This is a genomic window from Roseivivax halotolerans (assembly GCF_900115815.1).
Classification (GTDB): Bacteria; Pseudomonadota; Alphaproteobacteria; order Rhodobacterales; family Rhodobacteraceae; genus Roseivivax; species Roseivivax halotolerans.
On sequence record NZ_FOXV01000004.1, the window covers coordinates 227,721 to 254,372 of the forward strand.

General features: G+C 64.6%; 33 protein-coding genes, 1 tRNA gene and 1 other RNA gene. 18 read left to right on the plus strand and 17 right to left on the minus strand.

Features of this window, described 5'->3' with window-relative positions; translation table 11 throughout:
• The first annotated feature begins 47 nt into the window (after nt 1–47).
• Nucleotides 48–203, plus strand: a non-coding RNA gene (gene ssrS / locus BM171_RS08080) — 6S RNA.
• Nucleotides 204–281: 78 nt separating this feature from the next.
• On the opposite strand, the gene BM171_RS08085 is transcribed toward ssrS, so the two are convergent.
• The 4 genes from BM171_RS08085 to ribB all read right to left on the minus strand — a co-directional run bounded on the left by BM171_RS08085 (nt 282) and on the right by ribB (nt 2,771).
• Nucleotides 282–524 carry a hypothetical protein gene (locus BM171_RS08085; protein WP_093010416.1) on the minus strand — a complete coding sequence of 81 codons (243 nt, stop codon included), beginning with the start codon at nt 522–524 and terminating at the stop codon, nt 282–284.
• A gap of 77 nt (nt 525–601) precedes the next feature.
• Complete coding sequence (gene nusB, locus BM171_RS08090; protein WP_093010418.1) at nt 602–1,096, minus strand: transcription antitermination factor NusB; 495 nt, start codon at nt 1,094–1,096, stop codon at nt 602–604.
• Nucleotides 1,093–1,644, minus strand: coding sequence for a 6,7-dimethyl-8-ribityllumazine synthase (locus tag BM171_RS08095; protein ID WP_093010420.1), 552 nt, complete (start codon nt 1,642–1,644; stop codon nt 1,093–1,095). Before BM171_RS08095 ends, nusB begins: the two co-directional genes overlap by 4 nt.
• Complete coding sequence (gene ribB, locus BM171_RS08100) at nt 1,644–2,771, minus strand: 3,4-dihydroxy-2-butanone-4-phosphate synthase (RefSeq protein ID WP_093010422.1); 1,128 nt, start codon at nt 2,769–2,771, stop codon at nt 1,644–1,646. The genes BM171_RS08095 and ribB overlap by 1 nt, the downstream gene beginning before the upstream one ends.
• 329 nt (nt 2,772–3,100) lie before the next feature.
• On the opposite strand from ribB, the gene BM171_RS08105 reads away from it, so the two are divergent.
• From BM171_RS08105 to BM171_RS08120, 4 genes are all read left to right on the plus strand, one after another.
• A complete protein-coding gene (locus BM171_RS08105) occupies nt 3,101–3,601 on the plus strand; it encodes a type III secretion system chaperone family protein (RefSeq protein ID WP_093010424.1) in 501 nt (166 codons plus the stop codon).
• 187 nt (nt 3,602–3,788) lie between these two features.
• Nucleotides 3,789–4,601, plus strand: coding sequence for a pyrroline-5-carboxylate reductase (proC, locus tag BM171_RS08110; protein WP_093010426.1), 813 nt, complete (start codon nt 3,789–3,791; stop codon nt 4,599–4,601).
• Nucleotides 4,598–4,939: a tRNA-binding protein gene (locus BM171_RS08115; RefSeq protein ID WP_093010428.1), complete on the plus strand. Its 342-nt coding sequence runs from the start codon at nt 4,598–4,600 to the stop codon at nt 4,937–4,939. The genes proC and BM171_RS08115 overlap by 4 nt, the downstream gene beginning before the upstream one ends.
• Nucleotides 4,940–5,009: 70 nt before the next feature.
• On the plus strand, nt 5,010–6,128 hold the full coding sequence (locus tag BM171_RS08120) for a beta-ketoacyl-ACP synthase III (RefSeq protein WP_093010430.1): 1,119 nt from the start codon (nt 5,010–5,012) through the stop codon (nt 6,126–6,128).
• An 85-nt stretch (nt 6,129–6,213) separates the two neighbouring features.
• Here the strand turns inward: BM171_RS08120 and BM171_RS08125 are convergent, their stop codons facing one another.
• The gene (locus BM171_RS08125) at nt 6,214–6,795 is read right to left on the minus strand and encodes a thymidine kinase (protein ID WP_093010432.1); all 582 of its coding nucleotides are present in this window, start codon (nt 6,793–6,795) and stop codon (nt 6,214–6,216) included.
• Between the two features lie 4 nt (nt 6,796–6,799).
• On the minus strand, nt 6,800–8,158 hold the full coding sequence (rimO, locus tag BM171_RS08130) for a 30S ribosomal protein S12 methylthiotransferase RimO (protein ID WP_093010433.1): 1,359 nt from the start codon (nt 8,156–8,158) through the stop codon (nt 6,800–6,802).
• A 96-nt stretch (nt 8,159–8,254) separates the two neighbouring features.
• Between rimO and BM171_RS08135 the strand changes: the two genes are divergently transcribed.
• Entirely contained in the window at nt 8,255–9,238 is a 984-nt protein-coding gene (locus BM171_RS08135; protein WP_093010435.1) for an FUSC family protein, read from the plus strand.
• A 6-nt stretch (nt 9,239–9,244) separates the two neighbouring features.
• Here the strand turns inward: BM171_RS08135 and BM171_RS08140 are convergent, their stop codons facing one another.
• Entirely contained in the window at nt 9,245–9,841 is a 597-nt protein-coding gene (locus BM171_RS08140) for a GcrA family cell cycle regulator (protein WP_093010437.1), read from the minus strand.
• 106 nt (nt 9,842–9,947) lie between these two features.
• Between BM171_RS08140 and BM171_RS08145 the strand changes: the two genes are divergently transcribed.
• Nucleotides 9,948–10,757 (plus strand): ABC transporter permease, encoded by an 810-nt coding sequence (locus BM171_RS08145; RefSeq protein ID WP_093010439.1) that lies wholly within the window; start codon nt 9,948–9,950, stop codon nt 10,755–10,757.
• 4 nt (nt 10,758–10,761) lie between these two features.
• On the opposite strand, the gene BM171_RS08150 is transcribed toward BM171_RS08145, so the two are convergent.
• The 3 genes from BM171_RS08150 to dapF form a co-directional block, all read right to left on the minus strand.
• Entirely contained in the window at nt 10,762–11,457 is a 696-nt protein-coding gene (locus BM171_RS08150) for a CDP-alcohol phosphatidyltransferase family protein (protein WP_093010441.1), read from the minus strand.
• Nucleotides 11,458–11,533: 76 nt separating this feature from the next.
• Entirely contained in the window at nt 11,534–12,790 is a 1,257-nt protein-coding gene (mtaB, locus tag BM171_RS08155) for a tRNA (N(6)-L-threonylcarbamoyladenosine(37)-C(2))-methylthiotransferase MtaB (protein ID WP_093010443.1), read from the minus strand.
• The gene (dapF, locus tag BM171_RS08160; RefSeq protein ID WP_093010445.1) at nt 12,787–13,623 is read right to left on the minus strand and encodes a diaminopimelate epimerase; all 837 of its coding nucleotides are present in this window, start codon (nt 13,621–13,623) and stop codon (nt 12,787–12,789) included. The genes mtaB and dapF overlap by 4 nt, the downstream gene beginning before the upstream one ends.
• 116 nt (nt 13,624–13,739) lie before the next feature.
• Between dapF and BM171_RS08165 the strand changes: the two genes are divergently transcribed.
• Nucleotides 13,740–13,815, plus strand: a tRNA-Lys gene (locus BM171_RS08165).
• Between the two features lie 38 nt (nt 13,816–13,853).
• Here the strand turns inward: BM171_RS08165 and BM171_RS08170 are convergent.
• On the minus strand, nt 13,854–14,459 hold the full coding sequence (locus BM171_RS08170; RefSeq protein WP_093010447.1) for an exopolysaccharide biosynthesis protein: 606 nt from the start codon (nt 14,457–14,459) through the stop codon (nt 13,854–13,856).
• A 133-nt stretch (nt 14,460–14,592) separates the two neighbouring features.
• Here BM171_RS08170 and BM171_RS19190 point away from each other — a divergent pair, with 133 nt between their 5' ends.
• Nucleotides 14,593–14,934, plus strand: a complete 342-nt coding sequence (locus tag BM171_RS19190) for a TraR/DksA family transcriptional regulator (RefSeq protein WP_093010449.1) — start codon at nt 14,593–14,595, stop codon at nt 14,932–14,934.
• 13 nt (nt 14,935–14,947) lie between these two features.
• Here BM171_RS19190 and BM171_RS08180 read toward each other — a convergent pair whose 3' ends face one another.
• On the minus strand, nt 14,948–15,187 hold the full coding sequence (locus tag BM171_RS08180; protein WP_093010451.1) for an accessory factor UbiK family protein: 240 nt from the start codon (nt 15,185–15,187) through the stop codon (nt 14,948–14,950).
• A gap of 92 nt (nt 15,188–15,279) precedes the next feature.
• On the opposite strand from BM171_RS08180, the gene lgt reads away from it, so the two are divergent.
• The 5 genes from lgt to BM171_RS08200 all read left to right on the plus strand — a co-directional run bounded on the left by lgt (nt 15,280) and on the right by BM171_RS08200 (nt 19,362).
• Entirely contained in the window at nt 15,280–16,164 is an 885-nt protein-coding gene (gene lgt / locus BM171_RS08185) for a prolipoprotein diacylglyceryl transferase (protein WP_093010453.1), read from the plus strand.
• Nucleotides 16,161–17,225 (plus strand): class I SAM-dependent methyltransferase, encoded by a 1,065-nt coding sequence (locus tag BM171_RS08190; RefSeq protein WP_093010455.1) that lies wholly within the window; start codon nt 16,161–16,163, stop codon nt 17,223–17,225. Before lgt ends, BM171_RS08190 begins: the two co-directional genes overlap by 4 nt.
• Nucleotides 17,222–17,977 carry a peptidoglycan editing factor PgeF gene (gene pgeF, locus BM171_RS08195; RefSeq protein WP_093010457.1) on the plus strand — a complete coding sequence of 252 codons (756 nt, stop codon included), beginning with the start codon at nt 17,222–17,224 and terminating at the stop codon, nt 17,975–17,977. Before BM171_RS08190 ends, pgeF begins: the two co-directional genes overlap by 4 nt.
• A 222-nt stretch (nt 17,978–18,199) precedes the next feature.
• Nucleotides 18,200–18,343 carry a hypothetical protein gene (locus BM171_RS18900; protein WP_172974939.1) on the plus strand — a complete coding sequence of 48 codons (144 nt, stop codon included), beginning with the start codon at nt 18,200–18,202 and terminating at the stop codon, nt 18,341–18,343.
• 338 nt (nt 18,344–18,681) lie between these two features.
• Nucleotides 18,682–19,362 (plus strand): Hint domain-containing protein, encoded by a 681-nt coding sequence (locus BM171_RS08200; RefSeq protein ID WP_093010555.1) that lies wholly within the window; start codon nt 18,682–18,684, stop codon nt 19,360–19,362.
• Here BM171_RS08200 and BM171_RS08205 read toward each other — a convergent pair.
• Nucleotides 19,359–19,859 (minus strand): Lrp/AsnC family transcriptional regulator, encoded by a 501-nt coding sequence (locus BM171_RS08205; RefSeq protein ID WP_093010459.1) that lies wholly within the window; start codon nt 19,857–19,859, stop codon nt 19,359–19,361. The genes BM171_RS08200 and BM171_RS08205 overlap by 4 nt on opposite strands.
• A 230-nt stretch (nt 19,860–20,089) precedes the next feature.
• Here BM171_RS08205 and trxB point away from each other — a divergent pair, with 230 nt between their 5' ends.
• Nucleotides 20,090–21,097: a thioredoxin-disulfide reductase gene (gene trxB, locus BM171_RS08210; RefSeq protein ID WP_093010461.1), complete on the plus strand. Its 1,008-nt coding sequence runs from the start codon at nt 20,090–20,092 to the stop codon at nt 21,095–21,097.
• A 58-nt stretch (nt 21,098–21,155) separates the two neighbouring features.
• Here trxB and BM171_RS08215 read toward each other — a convergent pair whose 3' ends face one another.
• Together BM171_RS08215 and BM171_RS08220 are read right to left on the minus strand one after the other, a co-directional pair.
• Entirely contained in the window at nt 21,156–21,557 is a 402-nt protein-coding gene (locus BM171_RS08215) for an ectoine synthase (RefSeq protein ID WP_093010463.1), read from the minus strand.
• 18 nt (nt 21,558–21,575) lie between these two features.
• On the minus strand, nt 21,576–22,997 hold the full coding sequence (locus BM171_RS08220; protein ID WP_217646680.1) for an amidase: 1,422 nt from the start codon (nt 22,995–22,997) through the stop codon (nt 21,576–21,578).
• 257 nt (nt 22,998–23,254) lie between these two features.
• Here BM171_RS08220 and BM171_RS08225 point away from each other — a divergent pair, with 257 nt between their 5' ends.
• The gene (locus BM171_RS08225) at nt 23,255–24,973 is read left to right on the plus strand and encodes a bifunctional sulfate adenylyltransferase/adenylylsulfate kinase (RefSeq protein WP_093010466.1); all 1,719 of its coding nucleotides are present in this window, start codon (nt 23,255–23,257) and stop codon (nt 24,971–24,973) included.
• Nucleotides 24,974–25,045: 72 nt separating this feature from the next.
• On the opposite strand, the gene BM171_RS08230 is transcribed toward BM171_RS08225, so the two are convergent.
• Entirely contained in the window at nt 25,046–25,273 is a 228-nt protein-coding gene (locus tag BM171_RS08230) for a DUF1150 family protein (protein WP_093010468.1), read from the minus strand.
• Nucleotides 25,274–25,277: 4 nt separating this feature from the next.
• Nucleotides 25,278–25,688 (minus strand): Hsp20 family protein, encoded by a 411-nt coding sequence (locus BM171_RS08235; protein ID WP_093010470.1) that lies wholly within the window; start codon nt 25,686–25,688, stop codon nt 25,278–25,280.
• A gap of 176 nt (nt 25,689–25,864) precedes the next feature.
• Between BM171_RS08235 and BM171_RS08240 the strand changes: the two genes are divergently transcribed.
• Both BM171_RS08240 and purE read left to right on the plus strand, forming a co-directional pair.
• The gene (locus BM171_RS08240; protein ID WP_093010472.1) at nt 25,865–26,089 is read left to right on the plus strand and encodes a YdcH family protein; all 225 of its coding nucleotides are present in this window, start codon (nt 25,865–25,867) and stop codon (nt 26,087–26,089) included.
• A gap of 48 nt (nt 26,090–26,137) precedes the next feature.
• Nucleotides 26,138–26,632, plus strand: a complete 495-nt coding sequence (gene purE, locus BM171_RS08245; protein WP_093010474.1) for a 5-(carboxyamino)imidazole ribonucleotide mutase — start codon at nt 26,138–26,140, stop codon at nt 26,630–26,632.
• The last annotated feature ends 20 nt before the right edge of the window (nt 26,633–26,652 follow it).

The following is a 26,652-nucleotide window of genomic DNA, read 5'->3' on the forward strand; positions in this document are numbered from 1 at the left end:
AGCGCCCTCTTGTCAGGCACCCGCCCGAAGCTTAGCTGCGGATCAGGCGGGCACTGCCCTTCTCGTGAACGGTTGCATTCCGGTGGCCTTAAGCAATTCCGAGGGAGCTGGCTCTGTTCAGGCCGTGGTCTGATTACCTGGCGCCCACCTGTATATACAGGTCCTCGGGAATGAGATAACCACACGGTCGTGGTGGTCCCGCCGCATTCCCCGACATTTCAGATGCGCCGGCGCGCCTTCTTGCCGTGCGCCGGGATGTAAGCCGGAGAACCGGTGCCGCCTCACGGCCCGCCCTCATCCTCGTTCTGGTGCATGGAGAAAAGCGCAACGCCCGTTTGCGCGCCCGCGAACATCGTTCCGCAGAAGAACCAGAGCATCGCACAGCCGATAAGGCCCTGCGTGCTGCCCATGAAGAGCCGACCGAGCCCCATCACGTCGAACCAGGCGATTGCCGCAACGAAGACGGCGGAGATGGCAAAGCCGATCAGGCTGTGCCGGATGTAGAACTGAATGAGCGTGGGCATGATCGCAAACCTTCGTGCTGCGCGTCCCCTTCTGTGCAAATTAGATGACCTGCGGGAAACGGCAAAAGGATACGCGATCAGAATGCCTCGGGCTTGGCCTCGCGTGCCATGTGGTCAAGCACCGCATTCACGAATTTCGGCTCTTTCCCATCGGGATAGAACGCCTTCGCGATTTCCACGTATTCCACGATCACAACCTTGGGAGGCGCATCCGACGCCACCAGCTCCGAGCCTGCCGCACGAAAGAGCGCGCGCAGCGTCGGGTCGATCCGCGTGATCGGCCATTTGGCGATCAGTGCCCGGTCGGTCATCTGGTCGATGCGCGCCTGCCAGTTGACGGCCTCGTCGAGGATCTCGCGGAAGAGGTCGATATTGCCATCGATCATCTCGACGCCCTCTTCGACCTCGGAGCCGAAGCGGTGGTTCAGGAATTCCTGCCGCACCCGGTCCGCCGAAAGCTGCGAATGTTCCATCTGGAACAGCGCCTGCACGGCATAGAGACGCGAGGCGGACCGCGCCATGCGGCGAGCGTCTCGAGCGTCGCGTTTCGGATCGGATGCTGGAGTCGTCATGCGGTGGAATTGCCTTCGCTGTCGCTGGCGACCTGGTGCTCGTCCCGTTTCGGCACGAACCCGACGCCTTTTCGCGGAGCGCCCCATTTACGGGCGAGGCTGAGAAGATGCAAGGCTGCCGCGGCCGCGCCGCCGCCCTTGTTTTGCCCATCGGCATCCGCCCGCACATCGGCCTGCGTCTTGTTCTCCACCGTCAGGATTCCGTTGCCGATGCAGTAGCCCTGCAGACCCAGAAGCGTGATCCCGCGCGAGCTGTCATTGCAGACCGTCTCGTAATGCGTGGTCTCGCCACGGATGACGCAGCCGAGCGCGACATAAGCGTCGTAATTCGACATGCGGCCCGCCATCGCAATCGCCGTCGGCACTTCGAGCGCGCCCGGCACCTCGATCACTTCATGCGTTGCGCCCCAGGCTTCGATCTCAGCCTGTGCGCCGGCGATGAGTTGGTCCGCCACGTCACGGTAATAGGGGGCGACGACGATCAGAACCTTGGTCGGCTTGTCCACCGCGCCCCGCTCAATCGTGTAATGCGTCTCGTTCGATGCCATCAGCCGAGCTCCGATATCTTGCGGGTGCCGACGATCTCGAGCCCGTAGGCTTCGAGGCCCACGATCTTGGGCGTCGGCGAGTTGGTCAGAAGGGTCAGCTTGGACAGACCCAGCGATGAGAGGATCTGGGCGCCGAGCCCGTATTGGCGCAATGTCGAGGGGCTGGCCTCCTGGACGTTGCCCATCTTCATCGACGTGTCGCGCAGCAGAACGACCGCGCCGCGCCCTTCCTCATCCACAAGCCGCATCGCGTCTCGGAACTCGTCGGCTCGCGCCGCCGGACCTGCGCCCACGATGTCGAGCATCGGATCGAGCGCGTGCATCCGTACAAGCACGGGCTCCGGCCCCGAGATGTCGCCTTTGATGAGGACGATATGCTCGTCGCCATGCGTCGTGTCGGAATAGACGCGCATGTTCCATTCACCGCCAAACTCGGAGGTGATCGTCTCTTCCTTCTGCACGCGCACGAGATTGTCGTGGCGGCGACGGTAGGAGATGAGGTCCGAGATCGTGCCGATCTTGAGCCCGTGGCGCTGCGCGAAGGCGACCAGCTCGGGCAGGCGCGCCATCGAGCCGTCCTCGTTCATGATCTCGCAGATGACGCCCGCCGCGTTGAGCCCGGCCAGCCGCGAGATATCGACGGCGGCTTCCGTGTGGCCCGCCCGGACAAGCACGCCGCCATCCTTGGCGCGCAGCGGGAAGACATGCCCTGGCGTTGCGATGTCCTGCTGACCCTTGGCGGCGTCGATCGCCACCTGCACGGTGCGCGCCCGATCCGCGGCCGAGATACCGGTCGTCACGCCCTCGCGCGCCTCGATGGAGACGGTAAAGGCGGTTTCGTGCCGCGAGGAATTGTTGGAGGACATGAGCGTCAGGCCAAGCTCGGCAATCCTGTCCGAGGTCATCGCAAGGCAGATCAGTCCGCGTCCATGCGTTGCCATGAAGTTGATCGCATCCGGCGTCGCCCATTGCGCCGGAATGACGAGGTCACCCTCGTTCTCGCGGTCCTCGTGATCGACCAGGATGAACATGCGCCCGTTGCGCGCATCCTCCAGGATCTCCTCGACCGAGGAAATCGCGTCCTTCCAGTCCATCTCGACCGTGCCGGGGGTTTCGTAATCGATCATGTCGGCTCCTCATGTCCGGTGCTGGCGAGATAATGCAGATGGAAGCGGTTGGAAAGCCGAAGAGGCCCGACGGAATGCCGCGCGGACGCGTCACGGATCGCCGGCGGCAAGCCCGAGCTTATCCACATTTCCACAGGGTGGATGTTGGGCATCGGATACGCCGATCCACAACTTATTGCAGGTTTCACAAAAATATCGCTTTACAGGCGAGCCAAGGCACAGGCACCATATTTCGTGCAGGCAAGGTCAAAACGACCCTATCCTAGAGCAGGCACCTAGCGCTTGGGGGCGCTGCCAGCCCCTCCGCTAAGGCAACAATGAGGTGGCCCATGGCACTATCCGAAGAGTTCCTGTCCGAAGAATTGCATCCCATCGACCTCGTCGAGCACATCGCCGAGCATCACGACTGGGATTTCGACCGCATCGGCGAAGACCAGATCGCGATGGCGGTCGAGGGCCAGTGGCGCACCTACTCCATCACGCTGGCGTGGTCGGGCTTCGACGAGACATTGCGGATCATCTGCACCTTCGAGATGGAACCACCCGAGGACACGCTGCCGAAGCTCTATGAAGGGCTCAACCGCGTGAACGATCAATGCTGGGCCGGCTCGTTCTCCTACTGGGACGAGCAGAAGCTGATGGTCTGGAAATACGGTCTGGTGCTGGCCGGTGGCCAGGTCGCCGTGGCCGAGCAGATCGACACGATGATCGGCGCCGCGGTCATGTCCGCCGAGCGCTACTATCCCGCGTTCCAGCTCATGGCGTGGGGCAATCAATCTCCGGCAGAGGCGCTGCAGATTGCCATCGCCGAAGCCTACGGAACGGCCTGACCGGGCGTCTCTCCCCACCCGGACCAGACCGCCGCACGCGGCCGCGCACCCCATACGCGGCCGCGTGTTCTCGTTTCGGCAGCTTTATGCAGGGCGCCCCTAATGCAGTGCGGCCGAGCACGTTGCACAAAGATGCGGACTCTGCAAAGCTTAGCGCGAGGGAACGAAGACAGGGACGGTTTACCTGATGAAAGACACCGATCTCGCGCGCCGCGGGCTTGTTCTTTTGGGCTGCGGGAAAATGGGCTCGGCCATGCTGGAAGGCTGGCTTGCGCGCGATCTGCCGCCGAGCAGCGTCACCGTGATCGATCCCAACCCGACCGAGTGGCTGCAAAACAGCGGTGTGCGGGTGAACGACGATCCGCCAGAGGATGCTGCGCTCGTGCTCATCGCGGTCAAACCGCAGCTCATGAGCGACGCGCTGATCCCGCTCCAGCCTTACGGCAACAACTCCACCGTGTTCCTGTCGGTCGCGGCAGGCGTGGGCACGGCCCGCTTCGAGGAGCTTTTGGGCAAAAAGACACCCATCATCCGGGCGATGCCCAACACACCGGCGGCGATCGGCAAGGGCATCACCGCGATCATCGGCAATGCCCATGCGACCGAAGACCATATCGATCAGGCGCGCCTGCTTCTTTCCGCGGTCGGCGAAGTCGCGGTCCTCGAGGACGAGGCGCAGATGGATGCGGTCACGGGGGTCTCGGGCTCCGGTCCGGCTTACGTCTTTCACATGATCGAGTGTCTCGCGGCCGCCGGTGAAGCGCAGGGCCTTTCGCCCGATCTCGCGTTGAAACTGGCACGGGCGACCGTTGCGGGCGCAGGCGCGCTGGCGCAGGAAACCGGAACCGACCCGGCCGAGCTGAGGCGCAATGTCACCTCGCCGAACGGCACGACGCAAGCGGGTCTCGAAGTGCTGATGGATGAGAAGACCGGGCTTCCGCCCTTGATGCGCGCCACGGTGAAAGCGGCGGCGGACCGATCGCGCGAACTTGGTCAATGAGCGCTGAGATCGCCTTCGAGGACTTCCTGAAAGTCGATATCCGCGCCGGCACAGTCACGCGCGCCGAACCCTTTCCCGAGGCCCGCAAACCGGCGATCAAGCTCTGGATCGATTTCGGCCCCGAGCTTGGCGAGAAGAAGACCTCGGCGCAGATCACCGCGCATTACGCCCCCGACGAGCTCGTTGGCCGTCAGGTCATGGCCGTCGTCAATTTCCCGCCCCGCCAGATCGGACCGTTCATGTCCGAGGTACTGACGCTCGGATGCGCGGACGAGGAGGGCGCCATCGTGCTCCTTGGGCCGGATCACCCGGTTCCGAACGGCGCGCGGATGCAGTGACGCGAGGGCCGCAGCCCTTGCGAAACATGCCCCCGGCGACTATCCCCCGCCCATCCGAGGAGCCCTTGCCATGCACATGCCCGCCATCACCGGAACCGGCGTCTTCACCCCGAAAGAGACCGTGACCAACGACGAGCTGGTCGCGGCCTTCAATGCCCATGCGGATCTCTTCAATACCGAGAACGCCGAGGCCATTGCCGCTGGCGAGATCGAGGCCAAGCCGCATTCCTCGGCAGAGTTCATCTTCTCCGCCTCCGGCATCGAGCAACGCTACGTGATGGAGAAATCGGGCGTGCTCGATCCTGCGCGCATGTATCCGCATTTGCGTGAGCGCAGCGACGAGGAAGTCTCGATCATGGCCGAGATCGGGCTCGACGCTTGCACCACGGCCCTCGAGGCAGCCGGACGCACCGGCGCGGAGGTCGACCTTGTCATCTGTGCCGCTTCCAACCACGAACGCGCTTATCCCGCCATCGCCATCGAGATCCAGAAAGAGCTTGGCGCGGGCGGGTTCGCCTTTGATATGAACGTTGCCTGCTCCTCTGCAACGTTCGGCATCCAGGCGGCGGCGGACATGATCCGCTCGGGCTCCGTGCGCTGCGCCGTCGTGGTCTCGCCCGAGATCACCTCGGGTCACCTCGAGTGGCGCGACCGCGATTGCCATTTCATCTTCGGCGACGTGGCGACGGCTGTCGTGCTGGAGCGGGCCGAGGACGCGCAAGGCGCGCACTTCCTCGTCCATTCCACTCGTTGCGCGACGCAGTTCTCAAACAACATCCGCAACAATAACGGCTTTCTGCGCCGCACCCGCGATGCGATGGAGGACCGGCGCGACATGCAGTTCATGCAGAACGGCCGAAAGGTGTTCAAGGAAGTCCTGCCGCTCGTCTCGACGCATATCGCCGAGCATATGACCGGCGAAGGCTGGCGCTCCGATGAGCTCAAGCGCGTGTGGCTGCACCAGGCGAACAAGGCGATGAACGATTTCATCGGGAAGAAGGTTCTGGGCCGCACGCCCGAGGCTGGCGAGCAGCCGAACATCCTGCAGGACTACGCCAATACCTCCTCGGCGGGCTCGATCATCGCCTTCTCGCAGAACTCGGGCGACCTGGCGCCGGGCGACAAGGGCGTGATCTGCTCGTTCGGGGCGGGCTATTCGGTCGGCTCAGTACTGGTGGAGCGGGCGTAGCGGAGCCAGTCGCGGGTTTCGGTGCGAGTCTCCACGACCACTCGTCACCTCGATTACTCTTGAGCATCAGTTGGACGCGCCGCCGTCAGCTCTGCCCCATCGCTTTCCGCCAGTGCCGGCGGCAAAGGCTGACGTAGCTCTCGTTGCCGCCGATCTGAACCTGGTCGCCATCTGTCAGCACGCGGCCCTCGCCGTCCTGCCGGACGACCATCGTGGCCTTGCGCCCGCAATGACAGATCGTGCGTACCTCGCGCAGGTCGTCGGCGAGCGCCAGAAGCGTCGCCGAGCCCGGAAAGAGGTGCCCCTGAAAATCGACTCGCAGCCCGTAGCACATGATCGGCAGTCCGAGATCGTCCGCCGCGCGGGCGAGCTGCCAAACTTGCGCCTCTGTGAGAAATTGTGCCTCGTCAACGAAGACGCAAGCCAGCGGCCCATCGTTCTGCCGCGCCTCGAGCCGCGCGAAGAGCTCTGTCTCGGGGGTGAAGGTTTCCGCCTCGCGCCCGAGGCCGATCCGGCTGCCGATCCGACCCGGACCCGCGCGCCTATCTAGCGCGGCCGTCAGGAGCAGCACCTCCATGCCCCGCTCTTCGTAATTGTAGGCAGCCTGCAAAAGCAGCGTCGACTTGCCGGCATTCATTGTCGAATACATGAAGTAGAGCTTGGCCATCGCCTCAGACCCGGCTGCCCCAGAGGTCGTATTCCCCGGCCTCGTCGACTTTGACACGAATGATGTCGCCGGGGCTCAGTCCCTCATGGCCCGCGTCCACGAAGAGGCAACCGTCGATCTCGGGCGCGTCGGCCTTGGTGCGGCAGGTCGCGGCGTCGTCCTCGACCAGATCGACGATGGCGTCGATCTCGGTGCCGACCTTCGCGGCGAGCTTGGCCTCCGAGATGGCTTGCGCCTTCTCCATGAACCGCGCCCAGCGCTCTTCCTTGACCTCGGGCGCAACGTGGTCCGGCAGTGTGTTCGACCGCGCGCCCGCGACGTTTTCGTACTGAAAGCACCCCACCCGGTCGAGCTGCGCCTCCTCCAGCCAGTCGAGGAGATACTGGAACTCCGCCTCTGTCTCGCCGGGATATCCGACGATGAAGGTGGAACGCAGCGTGATCTCCGGGCAGGCCGCGCGCCAGGCCGCGATCTCGTCGAGCGTGCGCGCCGATGCCGCGGGCCGCGCCATGCGTTTCAGCACGTCGGGATGCGCGTGCTGGAAGGGAATGTCGAGATAGGGCAGCACGCCGCCATCGGCCATCAGCGGGATCATCTCGCGCACGTGCGGATAGGGATAGACGTAGTGCATCCGCACCCAGGCGCCGAGACTGCCGAGATCACGCGCCAGATCGATGATCGGAGCCTTGCTCTCGCGGTCTTTCCAATCCGTCCCGTAGGCCGAGGTATCCTGGCTGATGACCAGAAGCTCGCGCACGCCCGCCTCCACCAGCTTCTCGGCCTCGCGCATCACCGCCTTGTGCGGCCTCGAGGCGAGGCGTCCGCGCATGTCAGGAATGATGCAGAACTTGCACTTGTGGTTACAGCCCTCGGAGATCTTCAGGTAACTGTAATGCCGGGGTGTCAGGCTGACGCCGCTTGCGGGCAGAAGATCGACGAACGGGTCGGGCGATGGCGGCACCGCGCCATGCACCGCGTCGAGCACCTGCTCGTATTGATGCGGGCCTGTCACTGCCAGAACCTTCGGGTGTGCGCCGGTGATGAACTCGGGCTCCGCCCCGAGGCAGCCGGTGACGATCACCCGACCGTTCCGGTCGAGCGCCTCTCCGATCGCCTCGAGGCTTTCCGCCTTGGCGCTGTCGAGAAAGCCGCAGGTGTTCACGATCACCGCATCGGCGCCATGATAATCGGGCGAGATGCCATATCCTTCGGCCCGGAGGCGGGTCAGGATCCGCTCGCTGTCGACGAGCGCCTTGGGACAACCGAGAGAAACCATGCCGATGGTCGGCTGGCCGGGGCGGGATGAGCCCTGCACCTGGGCGCGGGCGAGATCGGGACGCAGATCGGGCGGATTCTGGGACATGGGCTTCCTCTAGTCTGCACGGCGGGCAAAGAAAAGCACCACGCTTTCCGGCGCGCGGTCCGGCGCTAGCTTGCGCTTACCGAATGAGGAGAGACCATGTTGGATCGTGCTCGGGCCTTCGTGGTCGACGGCGATGCGCCGATGCCGTGGAAGGATGTGGCGGGCACGCTCTGCGCCGTGGCGCTGCCGGTTATTCTGGCGATCTCGGTACTCGGACAAACAGGCGCTGCGGCCTTCGTCGCGGCCCTGCCCGCCCATCTTGCCGCGAAACATTCCGGCACGCATACCGCGCTTGCGGTGACGCTCGTCACCGGCCTCGGCGGTGTGCTGGCGCTCGGCTCGCATCCTATGTCGCTGATGGTCGCGGGCGTTCTCTCGGCGATCTGTGCGCTGGGGTTCCGGCACGGGCTCTCGACGCCTTGCCTGCGGGCGCTGATGACGTGGTGCGTCTTCACCGGGCCGATCCTGCCCGCCGATGACAAGCCGCTCGTGCTTGCGGTCTACCTTCTGGCGATGAGCTGGAGCCTTCTGGTCACCTGGGCCTTCGGGCAATCCGCCGAGACGCCGCAAGACCGCGAGTCGAGCCCCGAATACAGCCTTCTCTTCGGCATCGCGCTCGGGCTTGGACTGGTGATTTCGGTCGACCTCGGCGCCCGGCTCTTCGGAGATCACGGCTTCTGGTTCCCGCTGACCTTCGTGATCCTGTGGATTCCGCCCTTTGGCAAGCTCTTCTCTCGCACCGCGAAGCGCACGGCGGGCACTATCGCGGGAGTGGTCCTAGCCATCATCGTGACACTCGCGGTGGAGGGAATGGCGTGGAAGCTGGCGATCATTCTCGCCGTCCTCCCCCTCGCCTTCCGCATCCTGCCGCTGAGCTATGCCGGGTTCACCGCGCTTTTGACGCTCATCATCCTCGAAGCGCTGAGCATCGTGTCAGATGTGAGCGCGCTGGCAGTCGAGCGCCTCGCCTCCATGTTCGCCGCGGCTCTCCTGGCCGTCGCGCTCGGCGCGGCTTCACTTGCCATCGTGCGCCGGATCAAGCCCGAAGCGCTCGACGATCTGATGGAGCCGGATGGGTGAGAAGGCTCAGCGACGCCGGTCGCGGCGGGAGGACATGGGCTGGAACGCGACGCCGACATGCGCTTCGCAATAGGGCTTGCCCTGTTGCACGGGCAGGCCGCAGAACCAGAAATCCTCGGTCGCGGGGTCGCCCACGGGCCATTTACAGGTCCGTTCGGTGAGCTCCATCAGTGTCAGGCGCTTGGCCTTCTTCTCGATGGCCGAGACCTTGGCGAGGGCTTCGGGGCTGATCTCGTTGGCCGAGGGCTGGGGCGGCAGGGGCTGGCCGGCCGGAATGATCTTGGGCCGCTGCGGCTGAGCGGGCGCGGTGATCTGCGTCTCCTCCGCCGGTGCCTCGGCGGTCGGCGCGTCGTTTTTCGGCTCGGAGGGCTTGGCCTTGGGCTCTGCGCGCTTCGCTTTCGCCTTGGGCTCGGGCGCGGGCTCCGCCTTGGGCGCGGCTTCGGCCGCCTCACCGCCGGTGCGATTGGACAGGCCGAGGCGATGCACCTTGCCGATCACCGCGTTGCGCGTCACACCGCCAAGCTCCTTGGCGATCTGGCTGGCCGACTGGCCCTCGCCCCACATTTTCTTCAGAAGTTCGACGCGCTCGTCGGTCCAGGACATTGTCTACCCTCAATGAATAAAGCGGCCCCGGAAAGAGAGCCGCCTGACATCTCGTCTTCGCCTTCTATTTTATGTATCGCAGCGGCAGATACAACCCGGAGACCCCATGTCCGATACCCTTCCCCACGCCCAGGGCGACCGTCGTTTCGGCCGCGTCAACTGGATGGGCCTCTACACGCTCGCCGAACGCGAAGTGCTGCGCTTCGTCAATGTCTGGACCCAGACCCTGCTCGCACCCTTGGTGACGGCGGGCCTGTTCATGGTGATCTTCACCATCGCGATCGGACCGCGCCGCGGCGAGGTGATGGGCCTGCCCTTCACCACCTTCATCGCGCCCGGCATCCTGATGATGACCGTGATCCAGAACGCATTTGCCAATACCTCGTCTTCGATCGTCGTGGCCAAGGTCCAGGGCAATATCGTCGACACTCTGATGCCGCCCCTCTCTGGCGCGGAGATGGTGATCGGCTATCTTGCCGGCGGGATCGCGCGCGGGCTCATCGTCGCCGTGGTCATCACGCTCGCCTTCGGGCTCGTCCTCGGCCTCTGGCCCGAGCATCCGCTGGTGATGCTGGTCTTCGTCGTGCTTGGTGGCACCTTCCTGTCCGGTCTCGGCATCGTCGCCGCGATCTACGCCGAGAAATTCGACCAGATGGCCGCGATCACCAACTTCGTCGTCACGCCGCTCGCCTTCCTGTCGGGCACCTTCTACTCGGTCGAGGCACTGCCGCCGGTGCTCAACGAGATCACTCATTTCAACCCGATCTTTTACCTGATCGACGGGGCGCGCTGGGGCATGATCGGGGTGTCGGACAGCGACCCGCTGCTGGGCTTCTTCATCGCGCTCGTCGCGACGATCGCGATCTGCGCGGTGGCGTGGGTGATGTTCCGGCGCGGCTACCGGCTGAAGGCGTAAGCGCTCAGCCCGCCTTGGCGGGCCAGAGCTGCTGCACGATACCGACGCCCAGCAGGTAGATCGAGCTCGGGATCAGGATCCACGTGGCCCAGGTCTCGGGGTGAAACTCGACCCAGGCGGCCCAGCCTGCCGCGATGGTCCAGACCAGCGCGATCGGCAGGGTCAGCCACCGCCACCGCGCGGTCCGAACCGGGTGCACGAACTTGAGCGGCAGGAACATCGCCACCGCCAGCGCCGCGATCAGTGCGACCATCACCCAGATCGGCGGCTCGACCGCGAAAAAGACGAGGACGAGCATGTTCCAGCAGCCCGGGAAGCCTTCGAAGGAATAATCGTCCGTCTTCATGCGCGTGTCCGCGAAATACATCGCGGAGGCATAGGTGATGACGATGATCGAATACCATCCCGTCCAGCCCGGCAGCAGCCCCGACTGAAAGAGGGCGAAGGCCGGGATGAACACGTAGGTCAGGTAGTCGATGATGAGGTCCAGAAGCACCCCGTCGAACCGCGCCGCGTTCACCCGCACCTGGTAGCGCCGGGCAAGCGGGCCGTCGACGCCGTCCACCGCGAAGGCCACGACCAGCCAGAGATACATGACCGCCCAGTCGCCCATCGCCGCCGCGAGAAGCGCCAGCATGGCAAAGACAGAGCCCGTCGCTGTCAGAAGATGGACGAGAAGCGCTTGATGGCGAAGTTTCATCCCGGAGTGATGCCGGAAGGCGGGGGCGCCCGCAAGCAATCAGACCCCTTTTCGCCGCAGCGTGACGCGATCGCGCTCAGACGTGCAGAACCTGCCCGTCATGACGCGCAGGCGTCGCGGTCACAAGCGCGCCCTCGGAGCGCGGCGTCGCGAACCGCACTTCGGTGAATTGCTCGGTCCGGCCCATATCGGGCGCTTCCATCAGAATGCGGTGCGCCCGGCCCGTCGCGCCGTCGAGATGCCGCGAAACCGCAATGCGCCCCGCCTCGCGCAGACGAGCCGCACGCTCCTTGATCGCGCGGCCGTCGACTTGCGGCATCCGCGCGGCAGGCGTTCCGGGGCGCGGGGAATAGGGGAAGACGTGCAGCCAGGTGAGCGCGCAGTCCTCCACGAGCCGGAGCGAATTGTCGAACTGCGCTTCGGTCTCCGTGGGAAAGCCCGCGATGATATCGGCCCCGAAGGTCATGTCGGGCCGGAGGCGGCGCGCCTCTTCGGCGAAACGGATCGCGTCGTCGCGCAAGTGCCGGCGCTTCATGCGCTTCAGAATGAGATCGTCCCCGTGCTGCAGCGACAGGTGCAGATGCGGCATGAGGCGCGTCTCGGTCGCGATCGCCTGCATCAGGTTCTCGTCCACCTCGATCGAATCGATGGAGGAGATTCGAAGGCGCGGCAGATCGGGCACCAGCTTCAGGATCCGCATGACGAGATCGCCAAGCTTCGGCTGCGCGGGCAGATCCGCGCCCCAGGAGGTCAGATCGACCCCTGTCAGAACGATCTCGTTGAAGCCCTCGTCCACGAGCCGCTTGATCTGGTCGACGACGACGCCTGCCGGCACGGAGCGCGAATTGCCCCGTCCGTAGGGAATGATGCAAAACGTGCAGCGGTGATCGCAGCCGTTCTGGACCTGAACATAGGCGCGGCTGCGCGTGCCGAAGCCGTCGATCAGGTGTTCGGCGGTTTCGGTGACCGACATGATGTCGTTGACGCGGACGCGCTCGGTCTGACCGACGAAATCGGCGGCCATGTCGCGCCAGACGTCGGGGGTCATCTTCTCGGAATTGCCGATGACCTGGTCGACCTCGTCCATATCGGCGAAGGTTTCGGGCTCGGTCTGCGCGGCGCAGCCGGTCACGATCACGCGGGCATCCGGGTTCTCACGGCGAAGGCGGCGGATCTCCTGCCGCGCCTTCCGAACCGCTTCGGAGGTCACGGCGCAGGTATTGACGACAACGGCTCCCGAAAGCCCCGCCTCTTCGGCCATGCGCTTCATCGCCTCGGTCTCGTAGGCGTTGAGGCGGCAGCCGAGCGTCGTGAATTTGGGCGCGGCGCTCATGATGCGAGCCCCGCCAGCCAGTCCGGCGTGAGGACGCCGTCGAAGACCCGCGTCGTCGGCCCGGTCATCCAGACCCCGTCCTCGCGCCAGTCGATCTCGAGCGTTCCGCCATCGAGCTCGACCGTGACCTTGCGCCCCGTCAGGCCCCGTCGCGCCGCGGCCACCGCCGTCGCGCAAGAGGATGAGCCGGAGGCCAGCGTCACGCCGACGCCCCGTTCCCAGACGCGCATGCGGATGCGATTCTCACCCGTTACCGTCGCCACCTGCACATTGGTGCGCTCGGGGTAGAGCGGATGATGCTCGTAGCGTGGCCCGAAAACCTCCAGCGGCACCGCCTCGGCATCGGCCACGAAGAAGGTACAATGCGGATTGCCCATACCCGTGGCCGTCGGAGCGCCCTCGATGGGCAGCTCGAGCGTGTCCATTTCCTCGGCCAGCGGCACGTCGGACCACTCGGTCTGCGGCGGCCCCATATTGACCGACACCGCGCCCGAGGGCGCGCGCGTCACCGGCAAGGATCCACGATCGGTCGTGAGGGTCAGGCTGTCCTTCCCGGTCTCGGTCAGCAGCATCTCCGCGATGCAACGGGTCGCGTTCCCGCAGGCAGCCGAGGTCGAGCCATCGGCATTGTAGAAGGTCAGATGGGCATCGCCCTCGCCCCGCGCCTCGATGAGCGCGAGCTGGTCGAAGCCGACTCCCCGGTGCCGGTCGCCCAGAGCCTGCGCGAGGGCGGGCGTGACCTGCGTCTCGCGCACACGTCCGTCGAGCACGACAAAGTCATTGCCGAGCCCGTGCATCTTGATGAAACTGAGACCGTTCTGCGCGTCCGTCATGGGCGCGCATATACGCGCCTCGTCCGCCCCTTTCCAGAGGGGGCGACCAGGCTCTTTCGTTTTCAGGAATTTATGGGTTGACCCTCTCCGGCGCTCTTTCTAGATAGCGCGCCAGTGGGCCGTTAGCTCAGTTGGTAGAGCAACTGACTTTTAATCAGTGGGTCGCAGGTTCGAATCCTGCACGGCTCACCACTGACTTCCTCTCATTTTCCCTGCGATCGCGCCGAACGTCAGATGACGTCGAAGACGATCAGCGGCACGATGATGGCCGTGCTGAGGGTCGCCAGGCCGAAAATCACGAACAGCCCGTCGCGGGCGAGAAGTGCCGTGGACAGGAACAGCACCGCCGCGCCAAGGATCGAGGACGAGAACGGCACGATCTCGAGGAACGGCATCGCGGCGCCGCAGAGCATGCACATGATCTGCACCCACTTGCGCGCCGGAGCGGTCACGAAGGGGCCGATCCGATTCTTGGCGTGCTTGTCGAGCCATCCCGCAACGCTTCTGAGCTTCGCGACCGCTTGCCGCGCACGCGCGCCCTCGACCTGACGTTTGGTCAGAAAGTCCGGCAGCCAGAGCTGGTCGCGGCTGATGACCATCTGCGCGGCGATGAAGGCAATGGTCAGCCCGCATGCCGATGAGAAAAACGGGATACCGGAGAGCGGCGAGACGACGAGCAAGGCGGGCACCATCATCACCGGCAGGAACGAGCGCGAGCCGAACGCGTCGATGACATCGGCCAGCGACACGGAGGATGCCCCAGCCAGCTCGTCGAGACGGTCGACGATTTCGCCGACCGGATGCTCGCTTGGCTCGTATGTGTTTGCTTCGCTCATGGTTCCCCTTCGAGGCTGAACAGCGCTTGAACGGCCCCGGTTCCGTCGTGTTCGCGCAGGCATTTGACATTCATCAAGGCAGATCGCCGGCCTATGCGCCAGCGTGTGAACGGAGTGACTCGGAGGAAAAGCGATGAAAGACGGAACCACACCCGACCGGACGAGGGATGAAGAGAGGCTGCTCGCCTGGCGCGACGAGATTCTCGAGCGCGAGACACGGATCGAAGCAGAGCTTGACCAGCCCGTCAGCGCCGATTTCAGCGACGCGGTCACAGAGCGCGAGACTCACGGCGTCGCCGAGCGGCTCGGCGCGATCGGGATGCGCGAGCTGGCCGCCATCGATGCCGCGCTCGAACGCATCCGCCTCGGCACTTACGGGATCTGCCGCGAATGCGGAGACCCCATCGAGGCCGCGCGCCTTAACGCGATGCCCACAACGACAGAGTGCCTCGAATGCGCCGGCGCGCACGGCTGACGCCCGCTGCGCTTCAGCCCTTCTCGAGCGCGTCGATCCGCGCCTTCAGCGCTTCGTTCTCTTCGCGCGCTTTCTGCGCCATTGCACGGACGGCGTCGAATTCCTCGCGGGTGACGAAATCGCGATCCGCAAGCCAGCGGTCGAGCATGGATTTCATCGCGGTTTCGGCCTCGGTCTTGGCGCCCTGCGCCACGCCCATCGCGTTCGTCATGAGCTGGCTCAGATCGTCGAATACCTTGTTGCGCGTCTGCATGTCTGTCTCCTGATTGGTTGGGTTCTATATGGTCCGTCATGGCCCGCGTCTCAAGGTTGACTCTGGCGCGTCCACATGGCCTCTCACCGATCATGACCGGTGCCCTTCCCTTCCCGAACATCTCGCCCGAGCTCTTCTCCATCTCGGTGGCGGGCATCGAATTCGCGCTGCGCTGGTATGCGCTTGCCTATATCGCGGGCATCCTGATCGGCTGGCGGATCGCCGTGGCGCTGGTGCGCCGCCCGGTCCTCTGGCGCGCCGAAACGCCGCCGATGAGCGCGGAGCAGGTCGAGGAGCTTCTGACCTGGATCATCCTTGGCGTAATTCTCGGCGGCCGGCTCGGCTTCGTGCTGTTTTATCAGCCGGGCTATTACCTCGCGAATCCGGCGCAGATATTGGCGGTGTGGCAGGGCGGAATGGCCTTCCATGGCGGACTTCTGGGCGTCATCATCGCGATGGCCCTCTTTTGTTGGCGCAACCGCGCGCCGGTCCTGACCACGGCCGACATGCTCGCCGTCGCGACGCCGCCGGGGCTCTTGCTGGGTCGGCTCGCCAACTTCATCAATGCCGAGCTTTGGGGCCGCCCGACCGATCTGCCCTGGGGCGTCGTTTTCCCCGGCGAGATGGCGCAGGCCTGCGGACAGGCGATAGGCGAGGTTTGCGCGCGGCATCCCTCCCAGCTCTACGAGGCGGCGCTCGAAGGTCTGGTTCTCGGCGCGCTGCTGCTTTGGCTCGCCTTTCGGCGCGGCCTTCTCAAGCGGCCCGGAATGGCTGCGGGCATTTTCGTCGCGGGCTACGGGCTGGCCCGTTTCCTCGTCGAATTTGTCCGCCAACCCGACGCGCAATTCGTGAGCGAAGGAAATCCGCTGGGCCTCGCCTGGCATATCGGTGGCTACGGGCTGACGATGGGCCAGATCCTGTGCTTGCCGATGCTCGCGCTCGGTCTCTTCCTGATCCTCCGAGCCCGGCGCCCGTGAGCCTTTCCGAGATCATCCAGAGCCGCATCGCGACCGAAGGTCCGATGTCGGTCGCGGAATACATGACGCTTTGCCTGCATCACCCCGAGCACGGCTATTACTCCACACGCGATCCGCTGGGACAGGCGGGCGATTTCATCACCGCGCCCGAGATCAGCCAGATGTTCGGAGAACTCATCGGGCTTGCACTGGCCCAGGCCTGGGCGGACCAGGGCGCGCCCGCGAGCGCAGCGCTCGTCGAACTCGGCCCCGGGCGCGGCACGTTGATGGCCGATGCCTTGCGCGCAACGGCCCGGGTGCCCGGCTTTCACGACGCGATCCGTGTCACGCTGGTCGAAGCCTCCCCGGCCTTGCGCGCAGCACAGGAGGAGACGCTTGCGGCGCACGCGCCAGTCTGGGTGGACAGCGTCGACGCGCTTCCGGAGGATCGTCCGCTCTTCGTCATCGCCAACGAATTCTTCGACGCTTTGCCCGTCCGGCAATTTCTGCGCGACGGCGCTGGCTGGCGTGAGCGGGTGATCGGGCTTTCGGACGGTGCGCTGACCTTCGGGCTTGCAGACCGCGCACCGCGCCCGGACCTGTCACACCGCCTCGAGGATACATCCGACGGAGATCTCGTGGAGGTCAGCCACGCGTCGCAGGGCGTTGCCGAGGTTCTGGGCGACCGGATCGCGGCACAGGGCGGCGCGGCGCTGATCGTGGATTACGGCTCCGAGGCGAGCCTCGGGAATACGTTCCAGGCGCTCCGCGCGCATGAAAAGGTCTCGCCCCTGGACGGGCCCGGCACGGCCGACCTTACCGCGCATGTGGATTTCGGCGCGCTCTGCCGCGCAGCGGCCCCGGCACATGCTTCGCCCGTCACGACGCAAGGCGTCTTTCTCGAGACGCTCGGCATCACGGCACGCGCACAGGCGCTGGCAACCCGGCTTTCGAGCGACGCGCTCGAGACACATATTTCCGCGCATCGCCGGTTGACCCACCCCGATGAAATGGGCTCTCTCTTCAAGGTGATGGGACTTGTGCCTGAGGGAGCCGCCTTGCCGCCGGGATTGGTGACATGACGCTCGAAATCATCACGTCGCAGGCGCTGTCGCCGCTGCGGCACGGTTTCTTCACGCGGCGCGGCGGGGCGTCCTCGGGCGTTTTTCAAGGGCTGAACTGCGGCACCGGCTCCTCCGATCAGTCCGAGATGGTACGGATCAACCGTGCACGCGTCGCCGATGCGATGCAGGTTGCGCCCCAGGAGCTGGTCACCGTCCACCAGATCCATTCTGCGGAAGTGACCGTGGTGACGCGCGAGACCGCGCAGCAGCGCCCGCGCGCGGATGCGATGGTGACGCGCGAGCCGGGTCTTGCCCTTGGCATCCTGACGGCCGATTGCCAGCCGGTGCTGTTCGCCGACCCCGAGGCCGGCGTGATCGGCGCGGCCCATGCCGGGTGGCGCGGTGCGCTCGCCGGCGTGCTCGAGGCGACGGTCGAGGCGATGGTGAAACTCGGTGCCGACCGCGGCGCGATCCGTGCCGTGATCGGACCGTCGATCAGCCAGCGCGCCTACGAGGTCGGGCCGGACTTCCTCGAGGATTTCGAGGCAGAAGACCCGCGATACATGCGTTTTTTTGCCAATGGCGAGGGCGACCGCATGCTGTTCGACCTGCCGGGCTTTGGCCTGATGCGGCTGCGCGAGGCGGGCGTGTCTGCCGAATGGACCCGGCATTGCACCTACAACGATCCCGAGCGGTTCTTCTCCTATCGCAGGACCACACATGCCAAAGAAGCCGATTACGGGCGGCTTATCTCCACAATCCGCCTTTGAACGCCCGGTTTCCGCCGCATTTACGGAAACAGTCCCGACCATGTGGCAAGAATTTCCCTGATTTCGTGGTCAATTCGCAGCTCGGCCAATTCGCGAACAATCAGGCGACATTCCGTAAATTGTCCCGCTCTGGTCAAAAGCCCGCCCCAATCCGGCGGCATCTTGGTCTCAAGGGACAGGCAATGACCTGTCGAGCACAACAAAGACCAAGGAACAGAGCCCATGAAACCGCAACGCCGCTTCATCCAGTCCATCCTCAAATCCGCAGAGAAGATGGACACCCCGCTTCCCTGGCAGCGCGGCGCAACGCGCGCGGCCGCCATCGCGCGCCGTAGCGAAAAGGCTCCGGTCCTCAAGCGCGCCTGACCCCGATTCGGCGCAAGCTTGCCGCGAAATGTGGCGGGCTTACACGCCCTCCCGAGAACAATCCTCCCTCGTGAACTCGGATTGGCCGGCACCTCGCCGCCAATCCGTTTCTTTTTTTGACGAAACGATGCGGTTGCGCCTTATTTGTCGCTGAACGCAGTCGCAATGTCCGTTCGTCGTTGTTGGTGGGGGCCAGCACGGATGTGACCAACCTTAGGGGTGATCACATGGCCAGCCTTCAGGCACCAATGTACAACGCCGGCACGCCGCGTCCGCTTCGCGTCTCGCAAGAGTCGTTTGCTCGTCCGGTCGGGCGGCCTCGCCGCGCAGTTTCTCTCATGCGTAGATATGAGGCCGCCGCCCTCCTTCCGGATCTTTCCGTTCAGCACGTCACGCGCACCGCCCCGGCGCATCCGATCTTCGAGGAAACCGCCGCGGGGTTCGCCCGCGGTACGCTTCTTCAGACCCCCTCCGGCCCGGTCGCGGTCGAGGATCTTCTGCCCGGCGATTACGTGGAGACCTCCGACGGGGCCGAGCCCGTCCTCTGGATCGGATCGACCACCTACGTTCCCCGCGTCGAGGACAGCGAAAGCATCCTGACGACGCTCTACCGCGTGACCGGCGGCGCGTTCGGCCCGGATCAGCACGGCGCCGACATGGTCTTCGGCCCGGCCGCGCGATTCCGTATCCGCCGCGACAAGTTCCGGGAAACGATCGGCCATGACAGCGTCTTCGTTCCGCTGGCCGATTATGCGGATGGCGATCGGGTCATTCCGGTCCAGCCCGGCGGCTCGGTTCAGATGTACCACGTCGCCCTGAGAGAGCATAAGTCGCTCCGCATCGGCGATTTCGAGATCGAGAGCTACCATCCCGGCCCCGGTCTGCGGCGCGAGCTCGGTCCGGCGCTGATGGAGACGTTCCTGTCGCTATTCCCGAACCTGTCGGCGATCGAGGATTTCGGCGAGCTGTCCTGCCCACGCACCTCGCGCGAGGCAGTGCTGCGCCTCGCCGGGCATTAAGCCGTTCGCGACAGCCGCTCTTCGAGCACCTCGAACGGCACGCCGGGCTCGCCCTTGGCATCACGAATGACGAGCGAGGTTTTGACGCTGCCGACATTCGGTGCGGTGAGCAACTCTCCGGTCAGGAAGCTCTGGAAGGTCGACAAGTCGGGCGAGACGCATTTGAGGATGAAATCCACCTCGCCGTTCAGCATGTGACATTCCCGCACGAGCGGCCAGTCCCGGCAGCGCGCTTCGAAGGCGGACAGATCCGCCTCCGCCTGGCTTTGCAGACCGACCATCGCGAACACCTGGACTTCGAAGCCGAGCGAGCGCGGATCCACATCGGCATGATACCCGCGGATGAAGCCTTGCTCCTCCAGCGCGCGCACCCGGCGCAGGCAGGGCGGTGCGGAGATGCCGACGCGCTTGGCCAGTTCGACATTCGTCATGCGGCCATCCGCCTGCAATTCCGACAGGATCTTTCTGTCGATAGGGTCGAGCCGATGGCTGGCCATGAAGTGTCTCCCGAGGTGCGAATTTGCAGATGATATAGCAGCAATGGCGAGCTACGCAATAATATGTCGCGAGGCCGCAATATTATTTCTGCGTCTGGTCACAATGCGATGGAGGTGTGTGCCATGCGCTGAGGTGAACCCTGCGTTTCTGGGGTTTGCGCCGCGCCATCGGCATGCGTATATGCGGCCCCACGAGAAGGCAACCAGACCAGCCGGAGGACGTTCCCCCCATGTCCGAGACGAAGCGCACCAAGGTTCTCATTATCGGCTCCGGCCCTGCGGGCTACACGGCGGGCGTCTATGCCAGCCGCGCCATGCTCGATCCGATCCTCGTTCAGGGGATCGAGCCGGGCGGACAGCTCACGACGACGACCGATGTCGAGAACTGGCCGGGCGATACCGAAGTGCAGGGCCCCGACCTCATGGTGCGGATGGAAGCCCATGCCAAGGCGATGGGCACCGAGATCATCGGCGACATCATTACCGAGATAGATTTCGACAGCCGCCCCTTCATCGCCAAGAGCGATAGCGGCACCGAATACGTGGCCGATTCCATCATCCTTGCGACCGGCGCGCGCGCCAAGTGGCTCGGGCTGCCGTCGGAGGAGAAGTTCAAGGGCTTCGGCGTCTCCGCCTGCGCGACCTGCGACGGATTCTTCTACCGGGGGCAGGAGATCGTCGTCATCGGCGGCGGCAACACGGCGGTCGAGGAAGCGCTCTTCCTGACGAATTTCGCGTCGAAGGTCACGCTTGTGCACCGCAGGGACGAGCTGCGCGCCGAGAAGATCCTTCAGGACCGGCTCTTCAAGAATCCCAAGATCGAGATGCTGTGGAACCACGCTCTCGACGAGGTGACGGGCACCGAGAACCCACTCGGCGTAGAAGGCGTCCGCGTCCGCCATGTCGAGACCGGCGAGATCACCGAGATCCCCGCGAAAGGCGTCTTCATCGCCATCGGCCACGCCCCTGCCAACGAGTTGGTGAAGGACCGGCTCGAGACGCATATGGGCGGTTACGTGGTGACGAAGCCCGACAGCACCGAGACATCGATCCCCGGCATCTTCGCGGCGGGCGATCTGACCGACCACAAGTATCGTCAGGCGGTCACGAGTGCCGGGATGGGCTGCATGGCCGCGCTCGAAGCCGAGCGCTGGCTCTCCGAGCAGGATCTCGACAGCGGCAAGGACGAGACCGAGCCCTTGGGCTACGGTGCGCCGATTGAAAGCGCCGCAGAATAAGACGACACGAGAAAGGCCGCCTCTCAAGGCGGCCTTTTCGTTGTGGATAGTGATGAGCCTAGTGCTTCACGATGGTGCCGTCGTCTTCATATAGAGGGTAACTTCCCTCCTCGTCGTGATCCTCGGGTCCGACCAGTGACGGGCTGAAGACGCAGAGGACGGTCATGCCCTCCTCGCTCGACAGGATGTGTTTCTGGTGCTTGTCGAGGGCGTAGAGGACGCCGGGCTCGAGATCCCAAGTGCCGCCTTCGGTCAGATCCTGGATCTGGCCTCTGCCTTCGGTGCAGATGACGGTTTCCTTGTGATTCTTGTACCACATATGCAGTTGTTGACCGGGCTTGATGTAGGTCTCGTGGACCGAGTGCCCCATCCCGTCCTTGCGCAGCGTGTACCGCTTGGAGATGAACTTGTCCTCATCGACGGCCGTTTTTTCGGCGTCGCTCTTGTGACGGATGATCATGGTCGGGTGCCTCCTTCGTCAGACCGTGGTGCCGGAGGGGTCCGGCACCGAGGGGAACCGCGCGGGATGCGCGCTCATGTAGGCGTGGGATGCGCGCAAGACGCGCAGATCGTCATGCTTGCCGCCGGCGAGTTGGAAGCCGACCGGCAGGCCGTCGCTGGTGAACCCGCAGGGGATCGATGCGGCAGGCTGCTGGCTAAGATTGAACGGGTAGGTAAAGGGGGACCATTCCGTCCAATCCGTCATCTCGGAGCCCGGCGGCACATCGTGGTTCGCCTCGAAAGGCGGGATCGCGACCGAGGGCGTCATCAGGAGGTGATAGTCCTGGTTGAACTTCTCGAGCTGCTGGGTCAGCTCGGCCCGTTTCGTCAGCCCGCGAAAGAGATCGACCGCCGTCCAGTTCTCCGCCCGGATCGCGTTGTCCACGAGACCGGTGTCGAGTTTCTGCCGGTCGTTCTTCGACAGCGAGAGATAGAGGTCGCGAGACGCGGTGAACCAGATGTTCTGGAACGGCTCGATCGGGTCGCCGATATCGGGTGAGATCTCTTCAATCTCGGCCCCAAGCTCTTCGAGCTGCTGGGCGGCTTCCCGCACCCGCGAGGCGATCTGCGGATGCACGTTCGCGCAGCCAAGATCGGGGGAGAAGGCAATCCGCAGACCCTTCAGACCTTCGCCAAGGCTCGCGCCCCAATCGTCGGGCATGCCGCGCGCCGCATAAGGGTCGCGATGATCGTAGCGCCCGATCACGTTCAGCATGAGCACGGCATCCTCGACCGTGCGGGTCATCGGGCCGATATGGGACAGACTCGGCGCTTTCGCGGGGGGCCATTGCGGCGTCCAGCCGAAGGTCGGCTTGAAGCCGAACGTGCCGGTGAAAGCGGCCGGGATACGGATCGAACCGCCCGAGTCGCCGCCCTGGTGGAGCGATCCCATGTTCAGCGCCGCCGCCGCGCCCGCACCGCCCGAAGAGCCACCGGGCGTCAGCCGCGTGTCCCACGGATTGAACGTCGCGCCAAAGACGCGGTTGTCGGTCACGCCTTTCCAGCCGTATTCCGGCGTGTTCGTCTTGCCAAGGATGACGGCCCCCGCTTCGCGCAGACGCGCGGCCGGAGGGGCGTCTCGCTCGCACAGTGCGTCGCTGGTCAGCAGAGAGCCCTCGCGCGCCGGCATGCCCGCCACTTCCGTCAGATCCTTGAGCGAGACCGGGACGCCGTCGATAGGACTCAACTGCTCGCCCCTGCCCCAACGGCGGGCGGAGGCGCGGGCCGCCTTCTCGGCACCTTCGGCATCGACATGCACATAGGCATTCACAGCGGGATTGAACCGCTCGATACGGTCCAGCGCGGCGCGGGTGGCTTCGAGCGGAGAGGCGTCGCCTGCCTCGAAGGCCGCTCCGAGTTGCGCTGCGGTGAACGTTCCAAGATCGCTTTCGTCGCTCAAGATCGCCTCCGTTGGTTGCGGAGGGAAAACACGCCTCTTGGAGTCAGGTTCCAAACGAGGCACCGGGACGCCAGTTCTGCAAAGGCTCGGTTCGTTGGGAGAGGCGTTCCACGCCGATGCCGCGCTGCAGCAAATCCGCCTCATTTCCCTTGTGGCCCGCTTAGACGGCTTGCCAGCGCAGGGCGGCAGGGCTAATCCGCCGGCAAAACTGCCCTAGCGGCACGTCCGCCTCTACATTTGAAAAAGCAGAGATCGCCATGAGTATTGAATTACCCAATCTTGCCCCCCTGCCCGAGCTTTACGTCTCCTACGAGAGCGCACAGAAACTGAAAGTAGAGGCTGGCGACCTGACGAGCTGGGACCTCACCCCGCGCCAAATCTGCGATCTCGAGCTTCTGATGAACGGCGGGTTCTCCCCGCTGAAGGGTTTCCTGAGCGAGGCCGATTACGACAGCGTCGTCGAAAACATGCGCCTCGCGGATGGCTCGCTCTGGCCGATGCCGATCACGCTCGACGTCTCGGAAGCCTATGCCGACAGCATCGAGGAAGGTCAGGACATCGCCCTGCGAGACCAGGAAGGCGTTATCCTCGCCACGATGACCGTCACCGACAAATGGGTGCCCAACAAGTCGCGCGAGGCCGAGAAGGTGTTCGGCGCCGATGACGACGCGCACCCGGCGGTGCATTACCTGCACAACACCGCCGGTAAGGTCTATCTCGGCGGTCCCGTCACCGGCATCCAGCAGCCCACGCATTACGATTTCCGCGCCGTCCGCGATACGCCGAACGAGCTGCGCGCGCGGTTCCGCAAGCTCGGCTGGCGCAAGGTCGTCGCGTTCCAGACGCGCAATCCCCTGCACCGTGCCCACCAGGAGCTGACCTTCCGCGCCGCCAAGGAAGCGCAGGCGAACCTGCTGATCCATCCGGTCGTCGGCATGACGAAGCCGGGCGATGTCGATCATTTCACCCGCGTGCGCTGCTACGAGGCGGTCCTGGACAAGTATCCCGGCTCCACCACGGCGATGAGCCTTCTGAACCTCGCGATGCGGATGGCCGGCCCCCGCGAGGCGGTCTGGCACGGGCTCATCCGCAAGAACCACGGCTGCACGCATTTCATCGTCGGTCGCGACCATGCCGGTCCCGGCAAGAACTCCGCCGGTGAGGATTTCTACGGCCCCTACGAGGCGCAGGATCTCTTCCGCGAGCATCAGGACGAGATCGGCATCGAGATGGTCGATTTCAAACACATGGTCTTCGTGCAGGAACGCGCGCAATACGAGGCCATCGACGAGATCGAGGACAAGGATCAGGTCACGATCCTGAACATCTCGGGCACCGAGCTGCGCCGCCGCCTCCAGGAAGGTCTCGAAGTGCCCGACTGGTTCTCCTTCCCCGAGGTCGTGGCGGAGCTGCGCCGCACGCGTCCGCCGCGCTCGCAGCAGGGCTTCACGGTGTTCTTCACCGGCTTCTCCGGTTCGGGCAAGTCGACCATCGCCAACGCGCTCATGGTCAAGCTGATGGAGATGGGTGGCCGCCCGGTCACGCTTCTCGATGGCGACATCGTCCGGAAGAACCTCTCCTCCGAGCTCGGCTTCTCGAAAGAGCACCGCGACCTCAACATTCGCCGCATCGGCTACGTCGCGAGCGAGATCACGAAGAACGGCGGGATCGCCATCTGCGCCCCCATCGCGCCCTATGCCGCGACGCGCCGCTCCGTCCGCGAGGAGATCGAGCAATACGGCGCCTTCGTGGAGGTGCATGTCGCAACATCGCTCGAGGAATGCGAGCGCCGTGACCGCAAGGGCCTCTACAAGCTCGCGCGCGAGGGCAAGATCAAGGAATTCACCGGGATCTCCGACCCCTATGACGTGCCGCAGAACCCCGAACTGCGCGTCGAGACCGAAGGAACGGACGTGGACAACTGCGCCCACCAAGTGATCCTGAAGCTCGAGAGCATGGGCCTGATCGCGGGCTGATCGACAGCATCGCTCAAACAAGAAAGGCCGCGCGAATTGCGCGGCCTTTTGCGTATCGGCGGTTTGGTTCGCTTAGTGCACGGTCACCGGCGCGTAGTCGTTCTGACGCGCGAGCACGAAGGCCATGTGGCGGTCCTTGACCAGCGCGAGGCGCTCACCATCGGCGCGGTGGACCGCGTAGATGGTGCCACTGCCGGACACCTGCTCGCGGACATCTTCGGGCAGATCGGCGATCTCGACGGAGCGGACATAGACTGTCCGGCCTTCATCGATCTTCGAAAAATCAAATTCCGTATTCATGCTCTCACCCCTTCTTTATCTGGATTGTCTGCACGACGCTCTGCGGTCGGGCGACACTCAGGTCGACATGCAAGAGACCGTTCTCGAGCCGCGCCTCGCCGACTTCCACACCATCGGCCAGCACGAAGCTGCGCTGGAACTGGCGAGCGGCGATACCGCGATGCAGGTACACCCGGCCGTCATCTTCCGCGCTCTGGCGTCCTCGGATCACCAGTTGGCGGTCCTCTACGGTGATCGACAGGTCCGTTTCAGCAAATCCCGCTACGGCGAGCGTGATCCGGTAAGCGTCCCCTGCGGTACGCTCGATATTGTAAGGGGGATAGCCCTCCGAGCTTTTGGCGCTGCGTTCCAGCAGGCGCTCCAATTGCTCGAACCCAAGAAGTTGGGGATGGGTCCCCAAGGTCATTTTCGTCATCGACGCATCCTCTTCGCAAGCGATCGTCTGGCAAGATCCCGTTTCGGCGATCCTGAAAGGAAATATGGGGGGCAGATCGCGGCGCTGCAAGCCTCCGGCACATGCCGGGGCTATGCGTGGGCCTCCAAAAGCGGTATTTTGGTCGTCCAACGTGCAGAGATGCGACAGGGTCGGACATGAACGCCTTTTCAGATATTTCCATGAAGTCGGACGAGGTGCTGAAGGTCGAACTTGAGGTGCTCAAACGCGAGCATCGCGACCTCGACGATTCCATCCGTGCCTTGCAGGGCACCGGGACGGCGGATGCGCTGACCTTGCAGCGCCTGAAGAAGCGCAAGCTGCAGCTGAAGGACATGATCGCCTATATCGAGGACCGTCTGTTTCCCGACATCATTGCGTAGACGGATAAGGGGCGCTAACCCGCTTCGGGCACGGATGAGGGATCAGTGATGACGGGTAGCGCGATACGGGTCGGGATCATCATGGGCAGCCAGTCGGACTGGCCGACCATGAAGGAAGCCGCCGATATTCTGGACGAGCTCGGCATCGCGCACGAGGTCCGCATCGTCTCGGCCCACCGCACGCCCGACCGGCTCTGGTCCTATGGCAAGGAAGCAGCCGGACGGGGCCTCAAGGCGATCATCGCGGGCGCGGGCGGCGCGGCGCATCTGCCGGGAATGATGGCCTCCAAGACCCGCGTGCCGGTGATCGGTGTGCCGGTGCAGACCCGCGCGCTGTCGGGCGTCGACAGCCTCTATTCCATTGTCCAGATGCCGCGCGGCTTCCCCGTGGCGACGATGGCGATCGGCGCGGCGGGCGCGGCGAATGCCGGGCTCATGGCCGCCGCGATCCTCGCCAACGAGGACGCCTCTCTCGCCGAACGGCTCGATGCCTGGCGCGAGGCGTTGTCGGCCTCGATCCCGGACGCGCCCGAGCGCGACTGAGACGATTTCTCGAACCCAAG